Annotated in this window: 22 protein-coding genes and 1 riboswitch; of the genes, 6 read left to right on the forward strand and 16 right to left on the reverse strand. The window is 35.2% G+C overall.

Features of this window, described 5'->3' with window-relative positions:
- Positions 1–27: 27 nt before the first annotated feature.
- A riboswitch (FMN riboswitch) is annotated at positions 28–167 on the reverse strand.
- Positions 168–412: 245 nt separating this feature from the next.
- Positions 413–1,099 carry a hypothetical protein gene (locus LMD38_RS18950; protein ID WP_016717006.1) on the forward strand — a complete coding sequence of 229 codons (687 nt, stop codon included), beginning with the start codon at positions 413–415 and terminating at the stop codon, positions 1,097–1,099.
- Between the two features lie 29 nt (positions 1,100–1,128).
- Here LMD38_RS18950 and LMD38_RS18955 read toward each other — a convergent pair whose 3' ends face one another.
- From LMD38_RS18955 to LMD38_RS19020, 14 genes are all read right to left on the reverse strand, one after another.
- Complete coding sequence (locus LMD38_RS18955; RefSeq protein WP_000645699.1) at positions 1,129–1,743, reverse strand: peptidoglycan DD-metalloendopeptidase family protein; 615 nt, start codon at positions 1,741–1,743, stop codon at positions 1,129–1,131.
- 84 nt (positions 1,744–1,827) lie between these two features.
- Positions 1,828–2,409, reverse strand: a complete 582-nt coding sequence (locus tag LMD38_RS18960) for a cob(I)yrinic acid a,c-diamide adenosyltransferase (protein WP_228919920.1) — start codon at positions 2,407–2,409, stop codon at positions 1,828–1,830.
- 137 nt (positions 2,410–2,546) lie between these two features.
- Entirely contained in the window at positions 2,547–4,322 is a 1,776-nt protein-coding gene (gene resE, locus LMD38_RS18965; protein WP_000964682.1) for a sensor histidine kinase ResE, read from the reverse strand.
- Positions 4,322–5,038 (reverse strand): DNA-binding response regulator ResD, encoded by a 717-nt coding sequence (gene resD / locus LMD38_RS18970; protein WP_000426862.1) that lies wholly within the window; start codon positions 5,036–5,038, stop codon positions 4,322–4,324. The genes resE and resD overlap by 1 nt, the downstream gene beginning before the upstream one ends.
- 302 nt (positions 5,039–5,340) lie before the next feature.
- Positions 5,341–6,498, reverse strand: coding sequence for a cytochrome c biogenesis protein ResC (resC, locus tag LMD38_RS18975; RefSeq protein WP_000250096.1), 1,158 nt, complete (start codon positions 6,496–6,498; stop codon positions 5,341–5,343).
- A 14-nt stretch (positions 6,499–6,512) separates the two neighbouring features.
- Complete coding sequence (resB, locus tag LMD38_RS18980; RefSeq protein ID WP_061184005.1) at positions 6,513–8,138, reverse strand: cytochrome c biogenesis protein ResB; 1,626 nt, start codon at positions 8,136–8,138, stop codon at positions 6,513–6,515.
- A gap of 121 nt (positions 8,139–8,259) precedes the next feature.
- Positions 8,260–8,781 (reverse strand): thiol-disulfide oxidoreductase ResA, encoded by a 522-nt coding sequence (gene resA, locus LMD38_RS18985; protein ID WP_061184004.1) that lies wholly within the window; start codon positions 8,779–8,781, stop codon positions 8,260–8,262.
- Between the two features lie 93 nt (positions 8,782–8,874).
- Positions 8,875–9,603: a 23S rRNA pseudouridine(2605) synthase RluB gene (gene rluB / locus LMD38_RS18990; RefSeq protein ID WP_000440555.1), complete on the reverse strand. Its 729-nt coding sequence runs from the start codon at positions 9,601–9,603 to the stop codon at positions 8,875–8,877.
- 289 nt (positions 9,604–9,892) lie between these two features.
- Positions 9,893–10,423 (reverse strand): spore maturation protein SpmB, encoded by a 531-nt coding sequence (gene spmB, locus LMD38_RS18995; RefSeq protein WP_000029511.1) that lies wholly within the window; start codon positions 10,421–10,423, stop codon positions 9,893–9,895.
- Positions 10,420–11,016, reverse strand: coding sequence for a spore maturation protein SpmA (gene spmA, locus LMD38_RS19000; RefSeq protein WP_000247807.1), 597 nt, complete (start codon positions 11,014–11,016; stop codon positions 10,420–10,422). The genes spmB and spmA overlap by 4 nt, the downstream gene beginning before the upstream one ends.
- Complete coding sequence (gene dacB / locus LMD38_RS19005) at positions 11,009–12,133, reverse strand: D-alanyl-D-alanine carboxypeptidase DacB (RefSeq protein WP_001252623.1); 1,125 nt, start codon at positions 12,131–12,133, stop codon at positions 11,009–11,011. Before dacB ends, spmA begins: the two co-directional genes overlap by 8 nt.
- A 111-nt stretch (positions 12,134–12,244) precedes the next feature.
- On the reverse strand, positions 12,245–13,159 hold the full coding sequence (locus LMD38_RS19010) for a superoxide dismutase (RefSeq protein ID WP_000082669.1): 915 nt from the start codon (positions 13,157–13,159) through the stop codon (positions 12,245–12,247).
- Positions 13,160–13,264: 105 nt separating this feature from the next.
- Positions 13,265–13,756: a YpuI family protein gene (locus tag LMD38_RS19015; RefSeq protein WP_000067566.1), complete on the reverse strand. Its 492-nt coding sequence runs from the start codon at positions 13,754–13,756 to the stop codon at positions 13,265–13,267.
- A gap of 21 nt (positions 13,757–13,777) precedes the next feature.
- The gene (locus tag LMD38_RS19020; protein ID WP_000583785.1) at positions 13,778–14,167 is read right to left on the reverse strand and encodes a hypothetical protein; all 390 of its coding nucleotides are present in this window, start codon (positions 14,165–14,167) and stop codon (positions 13,778–13,780) included.
- 187 nt (positions 14,168–14,354) lie between these two features.
- Between LMD38_RS19020 and mprF the strand changes: the two genes are divergently transcribed.
- Positions 14,355–16,940: a bifunctional lysylphosphatidylglycerol flippase/synthetase MprF gene (mprF, locus tag LMD38_RS19025; RefSeq protein ID WP_228919923.1), complete on the forward strand. Its 2,586-nt coding sequence runs from the start codon at positions 14,355–14,357 to the stop codon at positions 16,938–16,940.
- 4 nt (positions 16,941–16,944) lie between these two features.
- On the opposite strand, the gene LMD38_RS19030 is transcribed toward mprF, so the two are convergent.
- Together LMD38_RS19030 and LMD38_RS19035 are read right to left on the reverse strand one after the other, a co-directional pair.
- Entirely contained in the window at positions 16,945–17,733 is a 789-nt protein-coding gene (locus tag LMD38_RS19030; protein WP_074614873.1) for a hypothetical protein, read from the reverse strand.
- Positions 17,734–18,110: 377 nt separating this feature from the next.
- Positions 18,111–19,466 carry an RNA-guided endonuclease TnpB family protein gene (locus tag LMD38_RS19035; RefSeq protein WP_228919925.1) on the reverse strand — a complete coding sequence of 452 codons (1,356 nt, stop codon included), beginning with the start codon at positions 19,464–19,466 and terminating at the stop codon, positions 18,111–18,113.
- A gap of 360 nt (positions 19,467–19,826) precedes the next feature.
- Between LMD38_RS19035 and deoD the strand changes: the two genes are divergently transcribed.
- The 4 genes from deoD (at position 19,827) to LMD38_RS19055 (ending at position 23,454) form a co-directional block, all read left to right on the forward strand.
- The gene (gene deoD / locus LMD38_RS19040; protein ID WP_000110707.1) at positions 19,827–20,534 is read left to right on the forward strand and encodes a purine-nucleoside phosphorylase; all 708 of its coding nucleotides are present in this window, start codon (positions 19,827–19,829) and stop codon (positions 20,532–20,534) included.
- A gap of 156 nt (positions 20,535–20,690) precedes the next feature.
- Positions 20,691–22,502: a sensor histidine kinase gene (locus tag LMD38_RS19045; RefSeq protein ID WP_000797531.1), complete on the forward strand. Its 1,812-nt coding sequence runs from the start codon at positions 20,691–20,693 to the stop codon at positions 22,500–22,502.
- A gap of 107 nt (positions 22,503–22,609) precedes the next feature.
- Positions 22,610–23,140, forward strand: a complete 531-nt coding sequence (locus LMD38_RS19050) for a tyrosine-type recombinase/integrase (protein ID WP_000806236.1) — start codon at positions 22,610–22,612, stop codon at positions 23,138–23,140.
- A gap of 119 nt (positions 23,141–23,259) precedes the next feature.
- Positions 23,260–23,454: a DUF3924 family protein gene (locus LMD38_RS19055; RefSeq protein ID WP_001094859.1), complete on the forward strand. Its 195-nt coding sequence runs from the start codon at positions 23,260–23,262 to the stop codon at positions 23,452–23,454.
- Positions 23,455–23,493 lie beyond the last annotated feature (39 nt).

The following is a 23,493-nucleotide window of genomic DNA, read 5'->3' on the forward strand; positions in this document are numbered from 1 at the left end:
ATACCTATCTTTTTTGAACGCTTGAACCTCCATCTTCTCCCATCCAGACTGTACTGTCGGCTTTGGAATCACACCAAATCCTGCCTTAACGGCTCGCGGGCTTAGAACAAAATCACATATAGTTCATCACCGCCGGTCGGGATTTTCACCCTGCCCCGAAGATAGACCGATATTCTATTTTCTACTTCATTATACAACAACATGATCGTATTGTGAACAAAAAAATCGTAACTTATTAAAAATAAGTTATTGATTTTACATAATCAAAATCATTCATTATATTTTACAATACACTCCATATTTTTTAGTATTCGGCATTTCTCCTATGAATCCCCTAGTCATATATAATTAAAAGTGATAAGATGTTGAATTGTTAAGATAAGAACATTTTCTGGATTATGGAGGAAATGTCATGAAGAAAGAAAAGAGACACTCTATTCGAGAAACAATGAAAAAAAACTTAAGGAAAGAATACTTTTACTTAAAAAAAGAATTACTTTTCTACTGTCCAATTGATTTAGGCACATTCTCAAGCGAGACATACTATGCTGCTTTCGATGAAGATGGCATCAGTATTTATCAGTATGATAAAAATTCAGAAAGTAAATTAAAATTATGTGAGCGTCATCCATGGAAGAGTTGGAATAAAGTAAAGGTTGATCATTATTTGACAACTTCACAATTTATTTTTCAAGGTGAGCGAAACTGGATATTATCCCTTTTCCAAAAAGGAAAAGAAGCTCAAAAAATAATAGAAGAGCATACACCTTTACAAATTGAAGTTGTTTCCCGCTCTTTCTTAAAAAAGCTTCCTGGTTTCCGTTCTAATGCACCGTTGAATAAATACATCGGCAGCATTTGCTATACTGCACTCATTGCATTTTTATTAAAATGGATGATTCCATTTCAAGGACCACAAATCGCCCTGTACTCTATTTCAATCGGTTGTATGCTTCTTGGTTTACTTTGTTTGACAATTGGTTTAATTGAACCGACTATTGTACTATTTCGAACAAACGAAAAAACAAGAGCGAAAGTATTTTACTTATATAGCTACTTAGCTATTTCTGGATTTATATGTGTCTTTATTTTTTGGTAAAAAAGAGCTAGCTTTAACTAGCTCTTTTTTTACTTTACATATAATTGTTGATTTGGATAAATCAGCTCTTGTTGCAACCCATTTTTTTCTTGAATTTCCTTAACTGACATTCTAAATTTCCGCGCAATGCTAACTAGAGTGTCGCCTTTTTGGACGACGTATAACGATGAAGAAACTGCTTCATTTCTTTGTTCATGTAAAACAAGCAATGGATTCATCGCATTCTTTTTTGCCATCGTCCATCTTCCTTGATGAACTTCTAAATGTAAGTGTGCACCTCGGGATTCTCCTGTATTTCCTACTTCTCCAATTATTTCTCCTTTTGAAATATAATCCCCTTGAACTACATATCTCTTATTTAAATGTGCATACACAGCCTCATATTCTCCATGTTTAATAAAAACAACGTTTCCATAACTACTTGAATAATAAGACTTTGTTACCTTACCTTCTTGAATAGCTGACACAGGCGCGCCGATCGGTGCCGCTATATCTATACCGTAGTGTTTTCCGTGCCTTGTTCCAAAATAATCACTTATCTGTCCTTCAACAGGCCATGCCCATTGATTTCCCTCTGCGTACACATGTAATTGAGATAAAAATAGTACTGTCAATAACATGACGCCATATTTTAAAGCTTTCATATACATCCTCCGTTTTCTAATTACGACCATACCTTCTCTATTTTGGTATATTACAGAAAAAACTATACAAAAAAAGAAAGTGAATCACTCCACTTCCTTCTTTTTCTTATCACGAAAAACGATTGCACTGCGATTATACTCTACATCTTTTACTTGTAATCGAGCGTTTATTACTCTAGCTACTGCAAATAAATAATCAGATAATCTATTTACATACTTTAGAACAACTTCATTTATTTCTCCTTCTTTTTGCAGGGACACGATACATCGTTCTGCTCGCCTTACAACTGTACGTGCAATATGAATAGCAGCTGCCGATTCGCTTCCACCTGGTAAAATAAACCGTTCTAGCGGCGGTGCTTCTTCTATATACGAATCGATCCTACTTTCTAAGTTTTCGACCATTTCAATTTTTACTTTATAAGGAATTTTCTCGCCTACTATCGCCAAGTCTCCCCCGCAATCAAATAGTTCATGTTGAATATTTTCAAGTTCATTATAAATATCTCCGAAAGACCTGCCTTGTAGTTTAGTCATCGCATATCCAATATGAGAATTCGCCTCATCTATTGTGCCATATGCTTCAACTCGGATATTATCTTTATCCACTCTGCCGCCTATTACACTTGTTGTCCCTTTATCTCCTGTTTTTGTATATAATTTCATCGCTTTACGACACCCCTCTCATCATTCTTCATTCGACTAAGTTAGAAAAAAAGTTCTACTATTATTTATTTAATTGATTTTACAAAAAAATAAACAACAGTAGAACTTTATTCATTATCAACTTTTAAAACGTATATTTAAATTATACGATTCGGTAAATATACAGAGAATGTAGTTCCCTCTCCAACAACACTTGAAACAGCAATTTTTCCATCATGGCCTTGCACAATATTTTTTGCAATCGCAAGCCCGAGTCCTGTTCCACCTTTTTTTCCACGTGTTCTTGCTTTATCAGCTTTATAGAAACGATCAAATAAAAATGGAATATCTTCTTCTGGAATACCAGCGCCCGAATCTTGTACTTCAAAAATAAGACCATTATTTTTCGTATCAATTACAAGCGTTACATGTCCACCTGCGTTCGTATGACGTATTGCGTTATCAATTAAATTCGTCAATACTTGTTCCATACGATCTGCATCAAACGGGTATTGCTCAATTGGATTTTTGAAATCAACCGTTAACGCGACTTCTTTATCCTTTGCAATTCCTTGGAATTTACGACCTATTTTTTCAACGAAAGGATGAATATCAACTTCACCTATATGTAACTCTACATTACCACTTTCCATACGCGCTAAATCTAACAATTCATTTACAAGTTTCCCTAAACGAACGGATTCATCATAAATGATTTGAACAAACTCGTTAATTTCTTCTTTTGTTTGCACAATATCATCTAAAATTGCTTCACTATACCCTTGGAGCATGACCATCGGTGTACGAAGTTCATGTGATACGTTCGCAATAAAGTCTTGGCGCATTTTCTCAAGACGGCGTTCTTCCGTCATATCACGCAATACAGCTACAGCCCCACGAATTTTCGTTTGATTGTAAAGCGGCGTCATAAGAACTACATAGTTACCTTTTTGTAAATTAATTTCAACCACTTGTTGTTGTTCGCTTTCTACAACGAGATGGAATAGTTCAACAAGTTCAGAAGGTAGTTTTTTACTGAGCTCTATCTCTTTTTCTTCTTGCCAAACTTGTAAGAAATGTTCAGCGGGCGGATTGATTACAACGACTTCACCCTCTTGATTTAATGTAATAACCCCATCTGCCATACTACTTAAAATACTAGCTAACTGTTCTTTCTCTTGCTGCAGGGCATTCATATTAAACTTCAACTGTTTCCCCATTTGATTTAAGGCTGTTGCAAGCTCACCAATCTCATCTTGGGATACCATAGGAGCTTTTGCATCAAACTTCCCACGCGATACCTCAAAAGCAACCTCACGCATTTTACGAAGCGGTGCTGTAATTCGAGTAGATAAGAAGAATGCAAAGAAAGTTGTTAATATAATCGCAATCCCTGCTGATAAGAATATAAAATCAGTCGTTCTTTCCATACCTTGTATCGGCACTTGTAAAGATTCGTATACAAACACTGCACTTTGATTTTTTGACTGTACTGGTTTTCCGACAATCATAATATCATTTTCAGTATTTTTATTCTTTCTACTATTAGAGGCTTTTCTAATGTTATTCTTAATTTCTTTTTTGTCTGTAAACACAGCCGCTAATTCTTTATCTTCTTTTAAGTCATCCATTGTAAGAGTGACTAATCCTTCTTGTTTCGGTGAAGAAGATATTTCTTTACCATCTTCTACAATAATGATCCTTGAAAGTGGATCAGAGAATTTGTACGCGATATTCTCAATCGTTTTTACATCGGCACCTTCCTCAATTAACTCTGAAACACTTGTTGCAACTTTTTGAAGCCTAGCTTCACTCATATCAACATAATATGTTCTAAAAAACTGTGAAAGTAAAATCGCAACAAATCCAAGCACGAACGAAACGAGAAGTAATATGGTCATCCATAACTTCCCTACTACACTTCTCCAAAGCATCAGTCGTTCACAACCTCAAACTTGTAACCTACTCCCCAAACGGTAACAATCATCTTCGCAGCATCGGGTGATTTTTTACTTAACTTCTCACGTAAACGCTTTACATGCGTATCAACTGTACGTAAATCTCCGAAGAATTCATATTGCCATACTTCTTTTAGCAATTGCTCACGATCGAATACTTTATCAGGCGCTTTCGCTAAGAATAATAGTAATTCGTATTCTTTCGGTGTTAAGTTCACCTCATTACCATCTGCTGTAACACGGTGTGCATCATTATCAATTGTTAAATGAGGGAATACAGTAACATCTTTTGTCGTTGTATCTTGTGTAAAGAATGTTGTTGGTACAGAACGGCGTAAGACCGCTTTCACTCGAAGCACTACTTCACGTGGGCTAAATGGTTTCACAATATAATCATCAGTTCCTACCTCAAACCCTTGTACTCGATTTACTTCTTCACCTTTTGCTGTCAACATAATAATTGGCGTCGCTTTCTTCTCACGAACCCCTTTACATACTTCGATACCATCTTTACCCGGCATCATAAGATCTAATAAAATTAAATCATAATCATTTTGCAGCGCCATTTCTAAAGCTGTATCACCATTGTCTGCTTCTTCAATTGTGTATTGTTCTCTCTCTAAATACATTTTCAACAAACGACGAATACGATCCTCATCGTCTACAATTAAAATTCTTGATTCATTTTCCATTTCTACCCGTTGCGTACTTTTACCACAACGGTTCACACCTACCCTTCTATACTATTATGTTGCGCTATTCTCGTTTATTTAAGCAATCTTCTAAATGTTTCACTTCCCATATTATGCTTCACAAGAATAATAAAGTTTGTTCAATTTTTTTCCAAAACTATGTATTTTTTTTGAACAGTATATAATGTCCTCGACATCATTTTACAAAATCAACCGCTACTTTGTCATGTTTTTCTCAAAAAAGAAGAAAAGTTGACAAAAATAAAATAGGAAAGTGACATACACTCTCCTATTTTATTTCTCTATGCGTATGAATGTAAACCCGCGATAATTAAGTTTACTACAATAAAGTTAAACATAATGATTGCAAAACCAATTACCGCTAACCATGCTGACTTCTCTCCGTGCCACCCTTTTGATAAACGTAAATGTAATACCGCCGCATAAAAGAGCCAAGTTATAAGTGCCCAAACCTCTTTCGGATCCCAGCCCCAAAAACGTGTCCACGCTATTTGAGCCCAAATCATGGCGAAAATTAATGCACCTAATGTGAAAACTGGGAATCCAATTGCAATAGAACGATATCCTATTTCATCTAACAAATCGCTATTCGTATTTTTCACTAACGGCTGAAGTGCCGCTGATACTCGTTTACGTAAAATTAGCCTTAATACGATATAGAGTAACGTTCCGACTAACACTGACCAAATAACAGTATTTAATTTTTTCGCATTTACAATCGCCGGAACTTCAACTGTCGGCTCTAATTTATTTTCTGTCAGTAACTTCCCTTCATGCGGCCCCACTAAAGCCGGAAGATTGTATTTCATTTCCACTTGTTGTTCATTTTTATCAATCCATTGAAACTTCGCTTCATATTTCATACTAGAATATACCGTTGTTACTCCAATAAACCCAACTGTACAAACAAGTGTGAATACTACCGTCTCTAGCCAAAATGTACGTTTACTTTTCACTGATTGATCTACATTTTTCAATAAATACATAACGCCCGTAATAAAACTAATTGCTAAAATTGCTTGTCCTGCAGCCGCAGTCGTCACGTGAATATGTAACCAATTACTTTTTAAAGATGGAATAAGCGGTGATATTTCCCTCGGAAACATACTTGCATAAGCAATTAATAAAAGCGCAACTGGTAATGCAAATAGTCCGATTATACTTACGCGGTACATAAAGTACATGACAATAAATGCTCCGACAAGCATCATGCCGAAAAACGTACCAAATTCAAAAAAGTTACTAACTGGCGCATGACCTGATGCGATCCACCTTGTTACAAAATAAACTGTTTGTGCAATAAACCCTAAAATTGTAATCGTTATTCCTACGTTTGCCCATTTATGACCCTTTTCTTTAATTGCTCCCCCAAAAAATAGAGTGGCAATTAAATATAAAATAAATGCGGTAAAGAGAAAGTTACTACTTATTTGCACCATATCGTTTCCCCACCTTAACTAATTTTTTTATCGACTACTTTATCATTTGGTTGCGGAATTGCTGTACCTTCTAGTACTCTTTCAATATCTTTCTTTAAACCGAACCAGTTTTTATTCGTATGTCCTGCAATCCACCATTCATCATTAACGCGTTGTATCCAAATACGGCGATGATTCCAATACATTCCTTGAATGACACCAACCATAAATATAAATCCTCCAATACCGAGAATCCAAAGCGTTAAATCTTTCCTTACAGTAAGTGCTGTTGCATTTTGCATTTCCACGCCTGCAAACGACATTTTATATTTGTTATTCCCATCAGGTTCTATATTTTGCTGAATACCAACAAAACTCACTTCACCATCTGGTGTTTCAGGCGTAAACATTTTAAATACAAATGCAGGGTTGTTTGGTAATTTTGTTTTTGTATTTGGCCTTCCATTCTCATCAAAATAAAAATCAGGGAAATAGCTTAATAGTTCTAAAGAATAACCATTTCCTAAATCATATTTTTCTGCAGGGTCTGTTAAATCAACTTTAATCGGTCCCCACTTTTGATTATTTTCTTTATTTTGCAAACGGAAGGACATACTTTTAAATTCATTTTCTCTATAACTCAATTGATAAACAGCAAATTGATCAAATTTCAGCGGTTCATTTACTCGAATTTCAACTTCTTTTACTTTTTCCAATTTTGGTTTTTGTCCAGCTATCTTTTCACCTACCGCTTTATATAATACGGCATTCGTTTGGAAGTTTTTCGCAATCATTTTATCACCTACACGGTCAATTGCTTCATCAAAAACTTCCTTGTCCTTACTTTTATCATAAACTTCCTTTATAAACTTCTCACTTTTTAAATAATATTGGCCATCCGTCCCTGGTATTTCTTTCGTTTCACCATCACGTAACCAAAGCGTTTCATCTACATACATACTCGGTAAAAAACGAAGCATCGCACCGAATAAAAAGATAATAAGACCGATATGATTTACATATGGACCCCAACGCGAGAAACGTCCCTTTTCTGCTAAAACGTTTCCGTCTTCCACTTTCACATTATAGTTCGTTTTCTTTAAGTTCTTTTGAACTTTTTCAAAATCTCCCTCTTGCGGTGTACCAGTGCCATATAATCTTTGTCTCTTTAAAAAGCTAGGGTGTCTTTTTACCCCTTGCTTCTTTAAAGCTTTATAAAGTGGAATGACACGGTCTAAGCTACATATCACAAGAGAAATACCAATTGAAGCAATTAACATCATATACCACCATGAACCGTATAAATTATTAAAGCCTAATTGATAGTATAATTGCCCTAAAAATCCGTATTCTTGCTTATAATATTCAGCTGGTGCAATTCCTGGAGTTATGTACATTTCTTGCGGAAAAATAGTCCCTATCGCCGATGCAGCTAAAGTGATTACAATGAGCCATACACCTACTTTTACAGAAGAGAAAAAGCTCCAAATTTTATCAATAATCGTTTTTGTTTGCGTGAGAGATCTCCGAGCACTCCCCTCATAGCGCATATCCAATAGTTTTATATTTTCATTGCTTTCAAATGGTTTCCCACAAGCTTCACAAAAAACAGTTCCTATCGGGTTCACATGTCCACATTCACATTTAATTTCTTTCAACACTCTCACCGCCCCTGTATCTATATGTACTATTGTATATTCTAACCTCAAGTTACCGCAATACTCAGAATTTTTAAACCGAAGGCACTATAGGTAAGCGCCTTGTATGTAAAGGTTTTCTTTATTACGGAGTGATTTTCTTTAAATACTCCTCCAATTGTTCCTTCGTTTGTTCACCTTTAATCTCTTGAATCACCTTACCATCTTTATCAATCAAGAAGCTTGTTGGTAATGGTATTACTCCATACGTTTTTATAATTTCTCCACCTTTATCGATTGCAACGGGGAACTTAAGATCGTATTGTTTCACAAAATTCTTAACAGCAATATCCGTTTCATCTGCATCTAACGCAATGATTTCAACGCCTTTTTCTTTATACTTTGGATATAGTTCATTCATATAAGGCATTTCTTTCTCACAAGGTTTACACCACGTACCCCAAAAGTTTAAAAATACACCTTTTCCCTTAAAATCTTTTAGCTCAATTTTCTTTCCTTCTAAATCTGCCACAACAAAGTTAGGTGCTTCTTTTCCAATTTCCATTTTCTCTTCTTTAGAGAAATATCCTTGATAAAGTGTAAATCCTACAGCACCGCTTAAAATGAGCAGAATAATAACGCGAAATAATAAGCGATTTTTTTTCATATTGTTTCCCCTCTCTTCGACGAGTGATGAATATATGTATTTTTAATAAATCACCAGCGGAGCATTCCACTGGTGAAAGTTTCACAATATCGATTAGCGAGGCTTTGTAGAAGCCAATGCACGTAATTGTTTCACCTCATGCGGTGTCAATTCTCTTGCATCACCAGGTCGCAAGCTACCCACTTCTAAAAAGGCGTAGCGTTCACGCTTTAGTTTCACTACTTTACAGTCTAAAGCTTCAAACATACGACGTACTTGACGGTTACGACCTTCATGAATTGTTAATTGTACAATCGCCATTTCTTTACGCTTGTCCCAAGAAATGATTTTCACACGCGCTGGTGCTGTTTTTCCGTCTTCTAACATAACACCGCGTTCTAACATGCGAATTTTCTCACCTGTTAGAGGACCTTTTATTTTTGCAACATATGTTTTTTCAACTTTATATCTAGGGTGCATTAATACATTTGCGAAGTCCCCATCGTTTGTCATTAATAATACGCCAGACGTATCATAATCTAAACGTCCAATTGGGAATAAACGTTGTGTAATTTCCGGGAAAAAGTCTGTTACAACACTTCTTCCTTTATCATCTGATACACTTGAAATTACGCCAGTTGGTTTATATAGTAAAAAATAAACAGGTTCTTCTTTTTCAAGAGGAATGTTATTTACTTCTACTTTATCTTGAGGAGTTACTTTCGTTCCTAACTCCTTCACTATTTTTCCGTTAACTTTCACTTTTCCTTGCTGAATTAATTCCTCAGCCTTTCTTCTCGATGCAATACCTGCTTGCGCAATCACTTTTTGTAATCGTTCCATTTCTTTTTTTCACCTCGAATTTATCTTACCTTACATTAGAAAGACTTGGCAACCGCATACACTTAACGGCTTTTCGCTTCCTCTTACTTAAACAACATAGCGATGATAATAAACATATAAAGGTCAAATCATGATTTTACCTTTTATTATTGTCCATATTTTTCATATTGCTCACAATAAAAGTTCATTATTTTGTCAAAAATACCGCATAAAAAAACCACTATTAAGCAACACCTTAATAGTGGTCGTATACGTATTATAAGCGAAATAGCATAAAAAATGAATAGTATTACTTAAACATTAAAGAAACAAACACAATCGAACAAATAATTCCGATTAAATCAGCAAAAAGTCCTACTTTTAATGCATCTCCCATTTTTCTAATTCCAACAGCTCCGAAGTATACTGTTAAAATATAAAAAGTCGTATCTGTACTCCCTTGCATCGTAGAAGCCAATCGCCCAATGAACGAGTCTGGCCCATATGTGGCAATTAAATCGGTCGTAATACTTAAGCCAGCAGAGCCCGAAATAGGGCGTATAAGTGCCAGTGGAACAATTTCTGCTGGGACATGAATTAAATCTAACATCGGCTTCATTACTGATATCATTGCATCCAATGCACCTGAAGCTCGAAATATAGAAATAGATACGAGCATTCCAACCATAAACGGTAAAATAGAGATTGCAATTTGAATTCCTTCTTTTCCCCCCTCAACGAACGATTCATACGTCGGCACTTTCTTTATCGTTCCATATAAAAGAATAAAACCAATTACACAAGGGATTACCCATAATGATATCGTATTAACAATACTCATTTTTTCCGCCCCTTCCTACTCCTTCTTCGGTAAAAATAGCGATCAATCCAAATCGCTCCGATCATAGAGAGTACTTGTGCAATGAATGTTACCCCAACAATTTCAGTTGGATTCGCTGATTCATACGTCATTCGAATCGAAATGACAGTAGTAGGAATTAAAGTAATCGCTGATGTATTTAACGCAAGAAACGTCACCATAGAACGGCTCGCCGAATCCTTTCCCCCATTTAACTCTTTCAATTGTTCCATCGCTTTTATACCAAGAGGGGTCGCAGCATTACCTAACCCAAAAAAGTTAGCCATCATATTCGATAAAATAAATCCCATTGACGGATGGTCCTTTGGTATTTCTGGAAACAATCTTTTTACTATCGGCATAAAAAGTGACACTAACTTTTTTAACAATCCTGCTTCTTCTGCAACTTTCATTAAACCGAGCCAAAATACTAAAACACTAATGAGTCCTATACAAATTGTTACTGCGTCTTTTGCTCCATCAAATACTGCTTTATTGATTGCTTCCATCGTTCCATTTATCATGGCATATACAATCCCTATGACTGCCATCGCTACCCATACGAGATTAACCATCGCTTCCAACACCTATCATATGAGAAAAAATTTCTTTCACATTATTCCAATACACTCCCGTTGTAGCTACTAACTTTCGTTTACTATAAAATAAATTTCGTTCTCCAACTTTCTCATTGCCAACATAAATTTCTGTCTTTCCAACCTTTACTCCATCCTTAAGTTTCGCACTTTTATCGAGTTCAACTTTTAATACGACATTCTTTCTTTCCTGCTCAGTTAAAGGTACCGCAAAACTATTTTTCGTATAAACATGATTGGCATATTTCTTTTCAGTTATTTCAGCAAGAGCTCCTTGTCCTACAACGTTTGTTTGTTTGAAACGTTCAAAACCTTTATCAAATAAATTCATATGATCATCCCAATCGCTAGAAGCGCTCAAAGTCACGACAATTAAATCTAGTCCATCTTTTGATGCTGTTGTAACAAGCGTCCGTCCTGCTTTCTTCGTAAAACCCGTTTTTCCTCCTGTTGCAAATTCATAATAAGACGTCACAAGTTTATGTTTGTTTTTCCACGGATAATCCCACGAATCTGATTTATACGTTTTTGTCCCAAAAATCTTCTTAAAGGTTTCGTTCCCCATTGCATACCTTGTTAAAAGTGCCATGTCATAGGCCGACGAATAATGGGATCCATCTCCATCCAAACCATGTGGGTTTGAAAAGTGAGTATCTTTCATTCCAATTTGTTTCGCCTTTTCATTCATTAAATATACAAACCCTTCTATACTCCCTCCTACATTTTCAGCAATTACTTGTGCTGCATCATTACCAGATCTAAGCATGAGTCCGTATACTAAATCCTCTAATTTTACTTTCTGTCCAGGCTTTAAATAAATTGCTGAGCCTTCTACTCTCACTGCTTCATTACTAACCGAGACCATTTCTTTCATTTTTCCTGACTCAGCAGCTAACAAGGCAGTCATAATTTTTGTTATACTAGCAATCTTTTGCGGCTCATGTTCTGCTTTTCCGTATAATACGCGACCTGACTGTTGCTCCATTAATACAGCATTTCGAGCACTAACATTGCTGGTCATCTTTGCATATGTAGGAATTGGTATAACGCTTGCGTACATAATAAGAAGCGTAATGATTACACAAATTCGTCTCATATTTCCCCCCACGTCCTTTTGGCACTTTTTGTACAAGTGTATGCTTGGCCTTTTAAAATATGAACGAAATCTCCCTCTCCTACCAATAAAAAAGACGCAGAGAATCTGCGTCTAATAAGGTGTCCATTCTATTTGTTTTGCACTTTCAAATCTTTTTTCTACATCCGGCCAGTTTACAACATTCCACCAATTTTTAATATATTCATCTTTTCGATTTTGGTATTGTAAATAATACGCATGTTCCCACACGTCTAGTACAAGGAGCGGTATCGTATCCCATTGTGTAAATAATTGATGAAGTGTACTCTGTAAAATTTCTAATCTTCCCGATCGCGGAACCCAAACGAGAATTGCCCATCCTGAACCTTCCACTTTAGAGGCTGCTTCTGTAAAATGTTTTTGAAAACGCAAGAAACTTCCAAAATCTTGTTCAATCCGGTGTGAAAGAGCCCCTCTTGGACTTCCGCCGCCACCTTTTTTCATGTTATTCCAAAATATTGTGTGCAAGTAATGACCTGATCCATGAAAAGCAGCTTCTCTTTCCCAATGCTTAATTAAATCAAATTGATTTGTTTTTCTCGCTTCTTCCATCATCTTCTCTGCCTTATTTAATCCTTCCACGTAACTACGATGATGTTTATCATGGTGTAACATCATAATTTCTCTAGAAATATACGGTTCTAACGCATTATATGGATATGGTAGTGGCGGGAGTGTATGCCCTCCAATTGGAACAGCTCGTTCACTATCCCCTCTTTCACATAGTTCATATTCCTCTTCTCCCTGGACGAATACTTCCTGCAAATGATGCTGAATATGTTCTACATCATCACTTATTTCATACATAAACTCTGCATCTGTATCATACTCATGCTCTTTCATACGATCTAATAACGTTTGAATTTTATAAGCAAGCATATGGACATCATACACTTCCATTGCACGGCTATCTAATACGTGAAGAACACTTTCACACCAGCTTTCTACTTCATGAAAGTAATCTGTGAATACACCTTGCTGACTCATGTTACACCTCCTTAATGCTATCCCCTTAAATATATTCAAAGGAAATCTCTTATATAACTGTGCAAAAGGAAAAGAAGCTAAGTACCCTTAGCTTCTTTTTCACAATTAATATTTGTGTAACATCTTTGTTTGGTAATCCGTCTCATAATATTCTAGTTCTTCACGCATCAATTGAAATTTACCTTCTAAATTCTTCATTACTTGCTCTATAGATGCAGGTGGCGTTTGTTGAAAAACGATGGAGTTTTTCCCTGTATAAGCAGATCGACTATTTTCATACCAATGATCACTCTTTGGTGAAAAAAACTCTGCAATTACTTGATGATAAATTTTATATAAAATCTTTTCAGCTGCTGTCTTTCGAAATGGCTGGCTATTTAACAAAACAAAACACGCATCATGCCCTTCTTCACAAAAAACGAGAAGACGTCTTATTGACGCTAATAACCCTTTATAATATTGTTCGTTTCCTGCCGGTGTCTCTTCTAATAAAGAAGGCAACGTATGATAATTTACATAATTGGTTATCAAATGAATAACATCTTCTAAAAACATAGAAACTTGTTCTGTTTGATTTTCCACCATTAGATTAGACATTTTTCCCTCTCCTTTGCCAGTTCACGCTATTTCTACTCTTTTATTTTTATGTAATTCAGCCAATATTTCTTGTACTTTCACGACTATTTCCTCATCAAAATATTGTTGGAATTCTTCTATATTATTTAAATACAAACGTTTTTGCATGCGAAGCTCATTCTCTTTCAGTAAACAACAGATCGCTACAATATCCCGCAAATATATGTCTTGATTTTCTACTTTACATACCGGATTTCCTTCAAAAGGAGTAATTTCTTGTAAAACTTCTTCAAAATATCGAACATATAAAACAGAAAAGGTTCTTTCTTTATCATTTAATATATATGTCACTTCAGATCTATTAAAGAAATCTTCTGATGTATTAGGTTTTGCTTTCTCTAGCTCATATCCCGCATAACCTATTATAATCATCTACTTCCCCTCTCTTCCTTCTTTCAATTTATTTTAACTTAATTTTCTGACAAACGAAATACTCTTTTAAATATAATCCCTATAAAAAAATAGCTTCCTCATACAGGAATTTACCTTTTTATTTTTCTTGAAGTTTGTCATAATAATATTATTGTCTCAGTTTTCTTATACAAGGAGAGTTGTATTTATGTCGTTTTCATGGAAACGTTTCTTACAAATCGGGAAAATTATCTTCCCATTTGTTGTATTAACCATTGTATTCTTTCAAGCAAAAAAAGAATTAGCAGGCATTTCTTTTTTAGAAGCAATCAATACAATTAAAAACATTCCAACCGGAGGAGTCTTTTTAGCAATTACACTTGGTGCATTTGCCGTATCAACAATGTTCTTTTACGACTATGTTATGCTTCGTTATTTAAAAGCTGATATACCTGTCCAAAAGATTTTTCGTATCTCATGGATTGCTAATACCTTAAATGGATTTATTGGATTTGGTGGTCTCGTTGGAGCGGGTGTACGTACGATGCTTTATCGTCCATACATAAAAGAAAATGGCAAGCTGATTAAAAGTATCGCCTGGATGACAACTGCTTTTATTAACGGACTCGCTATTCTTTCATTCCTCGGCCTTATTGGAATATTAGACACAAGTTTTATTTTGCATGAAAAACCGTGGCTATGGCCTGTTTTGATCTTCTTCGCCCTTTTCGTCCCTATATACATCGGCTTTTCTAAACTAAAAAATAGAAAACCAAAGCAAACCGAAGGACAAGATGAACGAGAAGAAGAGAAAAATCCAACTGTTTTATACTCATTAGTTTCATTAGTTGAGTGGGTATCTGCTGGCATTGTTATGTACGTCATACTAATATTATTTGGCATTGATATCGAATTTCAAAAGTTTTTAGGTGTGTATGTCATTGCTGCTTTAGCTGGTGTTGTTAGTCTTGTACCTGGTGGACTTGGTTCATTTGACCTTGTCTTTTTAACTGGGCTCGGACAATATGGCATTGATACAGGCGTATTACTACCTGCTATGTTATTATATCGCCTCGTCTATTACATTTTACCATTCTGCCTCGGTCTTATTTTTGCAGCTTTTGAAATGACAGGCGTGGCCATTAAAAAGTTTGAAGACAAACCTTTTATTGCGCCTGCATTAGAAACAACTGGTGTTATATGGACTTTGCAGCGTGATTTTCTAGGAAAACTAGGTTCATGGGCCTCTGCTGCTTTAACAGTATTTGCTGGATTAATGGTTATTTTATCGACCATTCTACCGACAAGTATAAACAGAGCTCACGCCTTACATATTCTAGCTCCAAAACATCTTATTCAATTTTCTTTTAGCTTATCACTAACATTCGGTATTCTCCTCCTGATCCTTTCACGAGGCATATATTATGGAACAAAGCGTTCTTACTATATGACGATTATTTCTTTAATCGGAGCAGCTATCTTTAATACGCTAAAAGGGATTGATATTGAAGAAACGTTTATTTTATTAATTGTACTCGCTGTATTATATATGCTTCGTAAAAGATTTGTACGCGAGAAAATGGAAGTCTCACTTTCTGATATCGTAAAAGTTTTTATATTCTTACTTATAACTTTATATTTATATAAAAACTTAGGTATTTTATTTGCAGGTGCAAAAGAAGCTTTTAAACCTGATTTTGTCGTTCGTAATATTACGCAAGTAAAACGAAGTGCATTAGCAGCTGCCTTTTTCGTTCCTACATTTTTACTGATTGGCTCACTCATTGCTAATCGTTATCGAAATGAATTTCCCGGGCAACCAGCTAACGATAAAAGATTGCAAAACTTTTTAGATGAACATGGTGGAAATGTACTTAGTCATTTAGGTTTTTTAGGTGATAAACAATTCTTCTTTAGTAGTGATGGGAAAGCGCTCCTTCTCTTCTCTATAACTGGAAAACGTCTTGTTGTGCTAGGTGATCCAATTGGAGATCCTTCCTCCTACCGTACTGTGTTACAAGAGTTTTTAGCTGAAGCTGACCGATTTGGATACATTTGTGTATTCTACCAAATCGAAAGTAAATGGATGAGTTTATATCATGATTTTGGTTACAACTTCTTTAAGCTTGGTGAAGAGGCTGTCGTTGATTTGAACACATTTACAATAACAGGAAAAAAACGTGCCGGTATGCGAGCGACTTTCAACCGTTTTGAACGAGAAGGCTATACATTCTCTATTCACCAGCCGCCGTTCTCAGATGAACTATTTGAAGAATTAAGAAAAGTTTCAGATGCGTGGCTCGGTGGAAAAAAAGAGAAAAGTTTCTCACTCGGATACTTTGATCGTGAATATATTAGCCGTGCTCCTATCGCTACATTATCTGATGCAGATGGAAAAATCATTGCATTCACGACATTTATGCCCGTATATCAAGACGGATCATTGTCTGTTGATTTAATGCGCTATTATCCAGATGCACCTAGCGGCATTATGGATGCAATTTTCATCCACCTATTCCAGTGGGCAAAAGAAAATGAATACCACTCCTTTAATATTGGTATGGCACCACTTTCAAATGTAGGTTTATCGACACAATCTTTCTGGTCTGAACGGGTTGCTGCTGCCATCTTTAATAATGTTCGTTACACATATAGTTTCAGCGGGTTACGACATTTTAAAGAAAAATATAAACCAGCATGGAGCGGTAAATATTTAGCATTTAGAAAGAATCATTCTTTACCAATTACAATGCTCTCTGTAACAAAATTAATAGGAAAAAGAAAAAACAGCTAAATAGTTAGCTGTTTTTTCTTTTTTGAACTTGTACAATAAATTCTTTTTCATATTTCTTACCATTTATATAGAAATCTCCCCATATTTTGTACGTTCCTTCAGCAGGAAATGTAATACGGTATTGTAATTGTCCATCTGTATCAACAGGGATTGCATATAAAAAATTTTCTCTCGTTTCGTCCACAATATAGAGCGCCTCCACTTCTCCTCTCTCTGAATGTAATTTCAATTTTTCACCCTTTTTCGCTTGAAATTGAAATGTTAACGTCACTGGCTCATTCGGATGCAGTGCACCGAATAAAAGAGAAACTTCATACTCCCCTATTTTTTTTGTAAGTACACTATCGATTGGAAATTTTACTTTTTTCTTATTTTTCGCCTCTATTTCCTTCCCAAAATCTTTCTTCGCAAATGATTGCACAGACTTATTTTTGTCTTCATATAAAAATATTGTATATCCTTCATCTTTCGCTATTTTAGAAGATACCTTATATGATCCATTTCCTGCGAATGTAGGTTTCATTTGTTGTACATGTTTTAATTGTCCGTCTACAATAACTGCCCGAATTTGATCATTCACACCACGCACTTCGCTACTTTTATTATTTAATAATTGAAACACAATATCTGCTTTCTCATTTCCTTTTCCATTTGACACATCCCATTTTACTTCCTGAACATCACCTACAGTCTCTGTAGTTTCTTGATACTTTTTTATGTAAAATCCGCCTACTACAACAAATAGCAAAGCAACGAGTCCAATGACAAGATTTTTCAAAACATCACCTACCATTTTTATAGTCTCTATTCATACAAAACTTCTTACATATATATTCTAGATGACAATTTATGAAATCCTTCTGTTTTGCACATATTACAAATAGTCAACTACCCCCACTGAGATAAAACATTTCAGTGGGGGCTTGAGTTAGAACACTAGGTCTTTTCATCTATCGCTAGACAGTTGACGCTCTAGCATCCATGCTACCTTATGGTAACACCCCAAGTATGTTTTTTGTTGGTACTGGCAACGAACGATCGTTTTCCCACTTGCACCACCCTTTCGAAAAAGAGCAGTTCTTCCTTATGAAAGAAGCCACCACTCAGATGAATCTGGCGTGTACTACAAGCCCCGACAAGTCGGGTACACATGGATGGTTGACACACCCACTAAGCTATGCGCGAAGCAACAGCCTTCCGTTTTTGCACTTCTAATAGAATCGGCGTTTTTACTTTGAGATTGCCATCCAATTCTACAACTTGTGATTTTTGCAATGTATTCAGCGCACCATTAATATCCGCATGAATACATGTTCCTGCTTTACTTTGATACAGACCACGAGTAATTCGTTTGCCGCTAAAGCGATACTGCGTCCTATCATCCTTAGACCAAACTGGAACCGGATCTTTGTCTAGGAAACTGGCTTTTGAAGTATAGCTTTCTTCTTGTTTGAAAAATCGGATACCTTCTTTTATACATTTATTCTCAATTGCTGCAATCAGTTTATGGAACGGGATTTGAACAAACTTTTGATTATTCTTTTTCCCCATATGAGAGTTTTGTTTCCAACCAGCGTTATACCCTACAACAATCGTATCTATATCGAATTCTTTCACTTTTTTGAACAACAAACCTACCGTTTGTGCAATGTAACCATGTATTTGTCGTTCTCGTTTATGCCAAAGTGCAGCGATTTTGTTCGTTACAATTCGTTTTGAAAGTCCATTTTCCACATTTTTTTGTTGTAGATTACGTATCGTTTTGTTGAAGTACTGGTTAATGGATTTTAGTTTTTTTCCATCAATTAAGAAGGCATCACCTGTATTGGTCACGCAACTTACTAATCTGTCTACACCTAAATCGCAACCTAAAGCGTTACTCGTAGTCATGGGTTGTTTCTTCATTTGAGAAACGTGCATTTCATATGTGTAATGCACCTCAAAGAACCGACCTTTTTGCTTCGGTACAATCTCAATGTAGGAGATGTTTTTATTTCTTAAGTTTTTAGGCATACGTATTTTAATGGAACCGAATTTTTTTCTGAATGCAACACTCATCGGAATCATCCAAAACCCGTTCTCATCCACTTTTGGAACTTGATAGATTTCAATAATTCGTTTGTCGGTGGAATGAGAATAATTTGGAAACTTCGGACGACCTGTGAACTTCTCAGGATTTTTCTTCCACTGTTCCAATGCTTTAAAAAAGCTCTTCACTTCTGTAAACAAGGCTCTACGAATCGCTTGAACAGAGTTTGATTGAATACCCCAGTAGTTCATATCGGCTTGCATGGCAGTGTCCACTTCTTTTACAGTAGCCATTTTATTGTGGTTCAAATAACTTTGTTTCATCGTGTACAACCCAACATTTCGCAATGCCTTTGAACTGTGTGACATGCGCTGAAGTAAACGAAATTCTTGTGCAGTCAGGCAAGCTCGTCCGATATTTTGCTTTTGCGTGAAACGTCGCAGCGTTTCTCTTTTCTTTTGTTTCCATAATACTTTCACTGCTTTCTTTTTAGCCATTGTTTTCACCACCTTTCTTAAAGAATTAACTTATTCATTCCTTTTGGTGTAAGTAACAAAACGATTATAATTATCCAATTTCGTTATCTTAAGATATATTCCCTCCTTATTTCCGACATATTGTAAGACAAAAAGAAACAAACATTCCCCCTGGGAAAATTGTTATAAGCGAAACAAAAGAGTTCAGCCTTATTGACTGACGGCAATTCATCTCCACCTGAATTGTTGGGTTTCACCCGTAACACAAATCAGATGGAGTCTTCTTGCCGAAAAGGATAAAAAGATTTTAATTAAAAGGATTCGTAGTGTATAATGCAAATGATATTGATTTCTATCAATACATTATAAGGAGGACTTTTCATGAGTGTACATATTGAAGCAAAACAAGGCGAAATTGCTGAATCTATTCTATTACCTGGTGATCCATTGCGTGCAAAATATATTGCTGAAACATTTCTAGAGGACGTTACTTGCTATAATAACGTGCGTGGTATGTTAGGTTTCACTGGAACTTATAAAGGAAAACGTGTATCTGTGCAAGGTACAGGTATGGGTGTTCCTTCTATTTCTATTTATGTAAACGAATTAATCCAAAGCTACGGAGTTAAAAATTTAATTCGCGTTGGAACTTGCGGTGCCATTCAAAAAGACGTAAAAGTACGTGACGTTATTATTGCAATGACAGCTTGTACGGATTCTAATATGAACCGTTTAACATTCCCAGGATTTGATTTTGCACCAGCTGCAAACTTCGATCTTCTAAAGAAAGCTTACGATGCTGGAACTGAAAAAGGCCTACACGTTCGTGTTGGTAACGTTTTAACAGCAGATGTATTTTACCGCGAAAGCATGGACATGGTTAAAAAGCTTGGAGATTACGGTGTACTAGCAGTAGAAATGGAAACAACTGCGCTTTACACATTAGCAGCGAAATACGGTGTAAATGCATTATCTGTCTTAACAGTAAGCGATCACATCTTCACTGGTGAAGAAACAACATCTGAAGAGCGTCAAACTACATTTAACGAAATGATTGAAATCGCTTTAGATGCAGCAATTCAACAATAATACATTAAAGAACTCGTCATACGTCTGTCGAGTTCTTTTTATGTGACTTTTTATTAAAAACTACTTCCAGAAGAGACAGATTTTCTCCTCTACTTTTTTGTAACGTTTGTTATAATAAAGAAACCATTTACAGTATTTCTCACAAGAGGTGACGCAGTGAAAAACAGAAGTATCGTCTTTAAACTATTTCTATTAACATCAACATTATTTACAATCATATTCCTCCTATTTTTCCTAGGACAATCTCTATTTTTAGAGAAATTTTATATTAATAAAAAAGTAAAAACAGTTCAAACTGCTTTTGAAAAGTTCGTAGATACGTACGAAAAAAGTGGGAAAACTTATGAAGAAATTCGAAAACTAAAACAAGAATTTCATGATAAAACAAATGCTGACATGCAATTTTTAAATACGAATGGCATTATTAAAAGCGACAACAATTACTATATTGATGTATTTAATCCTAAAAATAATGAGACATATTCTATTCCTCTCAATAATCTTTTAACACCCGAAGAATATAAGAAATTCGAAAACTTAGGATTGAAAAAAGACGATGTGATAAACGTCGTCGGTTTGCTACAAAACAAAACAATAACACCAATAAAATTGACAACAAATTATAATCGATGGCAAAACGAATATACCAATTCAGATTTTTCATCTATTAATGGTAACCCTTCTAAAAATAGACTTACAAACCGATACAAAACTGTTACTCAAATTGAGTTTACTGGTACGATCTCTAAATTACAGCTTCCATCGAAAGCGGAGGTTCGTCTTGCAAATGATATTGAAACATTGCAAGCCGTTCAATATTTTGCAGAGCTTATTAGAAATGGCACTGCTAACTCGCAGCAATTAAACACTTATATAATAGATAGCGGGGAGAATATAAAGAATAGTATCTTTGTAAAACCTATTATAGAAAATGGAGAGATTACAGAATATGCTTTTGCGATAGCATCTTTGCAACCTGTTAATGAAGCGATGCTCGTTTTGAAAGATTATTATGTCTATGCCTTAATCATCGTATTTCTCGTAATTATTTTGTTATCCTTCTACTACTCAAAAATCATTGTGAAACCATTAATTAAAATGAATCGCGTTACAAAGAAAATGGCCAATTTTGATTTTAGCGAAAAATTACCTGTAACAGCAGACGATGAAATTGGAGGGCTTTCCGGTAGTATTAATACGTTATCTGTAAATTTAAAAGACCGAATCGATCGATTAAATGTTGCCAATACAAAATTACAACAAGATATTGAACGTGAACGTCAATTAGAAAAAACGCGAAAAGAATTCATTTCTGGTGTATCACACGAATTAAAAACACCGCTCAGTGTAATTAGAAGTTTCGCTGAGGGAATTAAAGATGGCGTTAGTAAAGATACGACGTATTACACAGATGTTATTTTAGAAGAAACTGAAAATATGAACAGACTTATTGTTGAAATGTTAGAATTAGCAAAATTAGAATCAGGTACGTACAAATTAGATATGACGACGTTCTCAATCGGTGAATTAATTCAACAAGTCTATACAAAGTTATTATTTAGCATGGAGGAAAAGCATTTACAAGTGAATATAGATGTAGACCCTTCTATATTTGTGAAAGCGAATCGTAGTCGTATTGAACAAGTAGTTGTGAATTTACTTAGCAATGCAATTCGCTATACACCAGATGGAGAAAAAATACAAGTCTCCGTTATGGAAATGGAAGATACAGTAAAAGTTGAAATCGAAAACACAGGAAACCCTATTCCAGAAGAAAGTCTTGAAAAAATTTGGGATCGTTTCTATCGTTTAGATGCATCGCGTAGCCGTCATACTGGTGGTACTGGTCTTGGATTATCTATTGTTAAAAATATTTTAGACCTCCACCATGCCGAGTACGGTGTATATAATACGACTAATAGTGTTGTATTCTACTTTAATTTACAAAAAGTAAAAGAAGTCAAATAATTTGTCTTAATTTCACTAGGAGTTCACATGAAATTCACACTCTCCCTTTATAGTAAGAAACAAGTTAATCCTTTCCTTTACACATATAAAAGAGGAGAGTGCGTGAAATGAAACAAGCAGGACAACCTATTCAAAACGAAAAACAATTAGAAACTATCAAAAATATACTTTTACAATCTTCGAAACGTGATGGCTTATTATTCGTATTAGCTGTAAATTCTGGCTTAAAAGTAAGCGAAATCTTACAATTAAAAGTTAGTGATGTAATCGATGAAAATGAAAATGTTCGCCATTCCATTTTATTTTACAATGAAAAAGTAAAGAAACATAAATGGTTCGCTGTAAATGAAGACTTACAGCACGCGATCGAAGACTATATGAAAGAACGTAAAACTTGGAAACGTAATGAACCATTGTTAAAGTCTCAAAAAGGAACAAAATCTATTACGAGACAACATGCGTGGTACATTTTAAACAAAGCTGCAAAAGAAGTTGGATTAGAAGGGATTAGCTCACATACACTTCGAAAAACTTGGGGATATTGTGCATACAAATCAGGTGTTGATATCGCATTTTTACAACACTTCTTTGATCATAGTACTCCATCAAAAACTTTAAAGTATATCGGTATTGCTTAATAACTCTTATACATAAAAAAGGTTACCATTTATAAATGGTAACCTTTTTTATGTTTCACATTCTCTTTTCTTGTCTCTCCTATATTGTAGTGGTACTCTAATAGTAAGGGGGAGAAATTATGAACACTTTAACAATTGAATTACCGAAAGAAACGGCTGAAAAACTTGATTTATTAAAACAAGCTTATGAAAAGAAAACAGGTGCTTCTATTTCTGAGAGTACTCTTGTTCAAACACTTATCTCAAAAGAATTTATCCAAGCGATAACTCCTTTTGATTTACAACAATTCATCACTAGCAAAGAACAGCATTAATTGCTGTTCTTTTTTTATACTTTATCAGGGGTTTGCCGG

It is taken from the genome of Bacillus pacificus (assembly GCF_020861345.1).
Lineage (GTDB): Bacteria > Bacillota > Bacilli > Bacillales > Bacillaceae_G > Bacillus_A > Bacillus_A pacificus.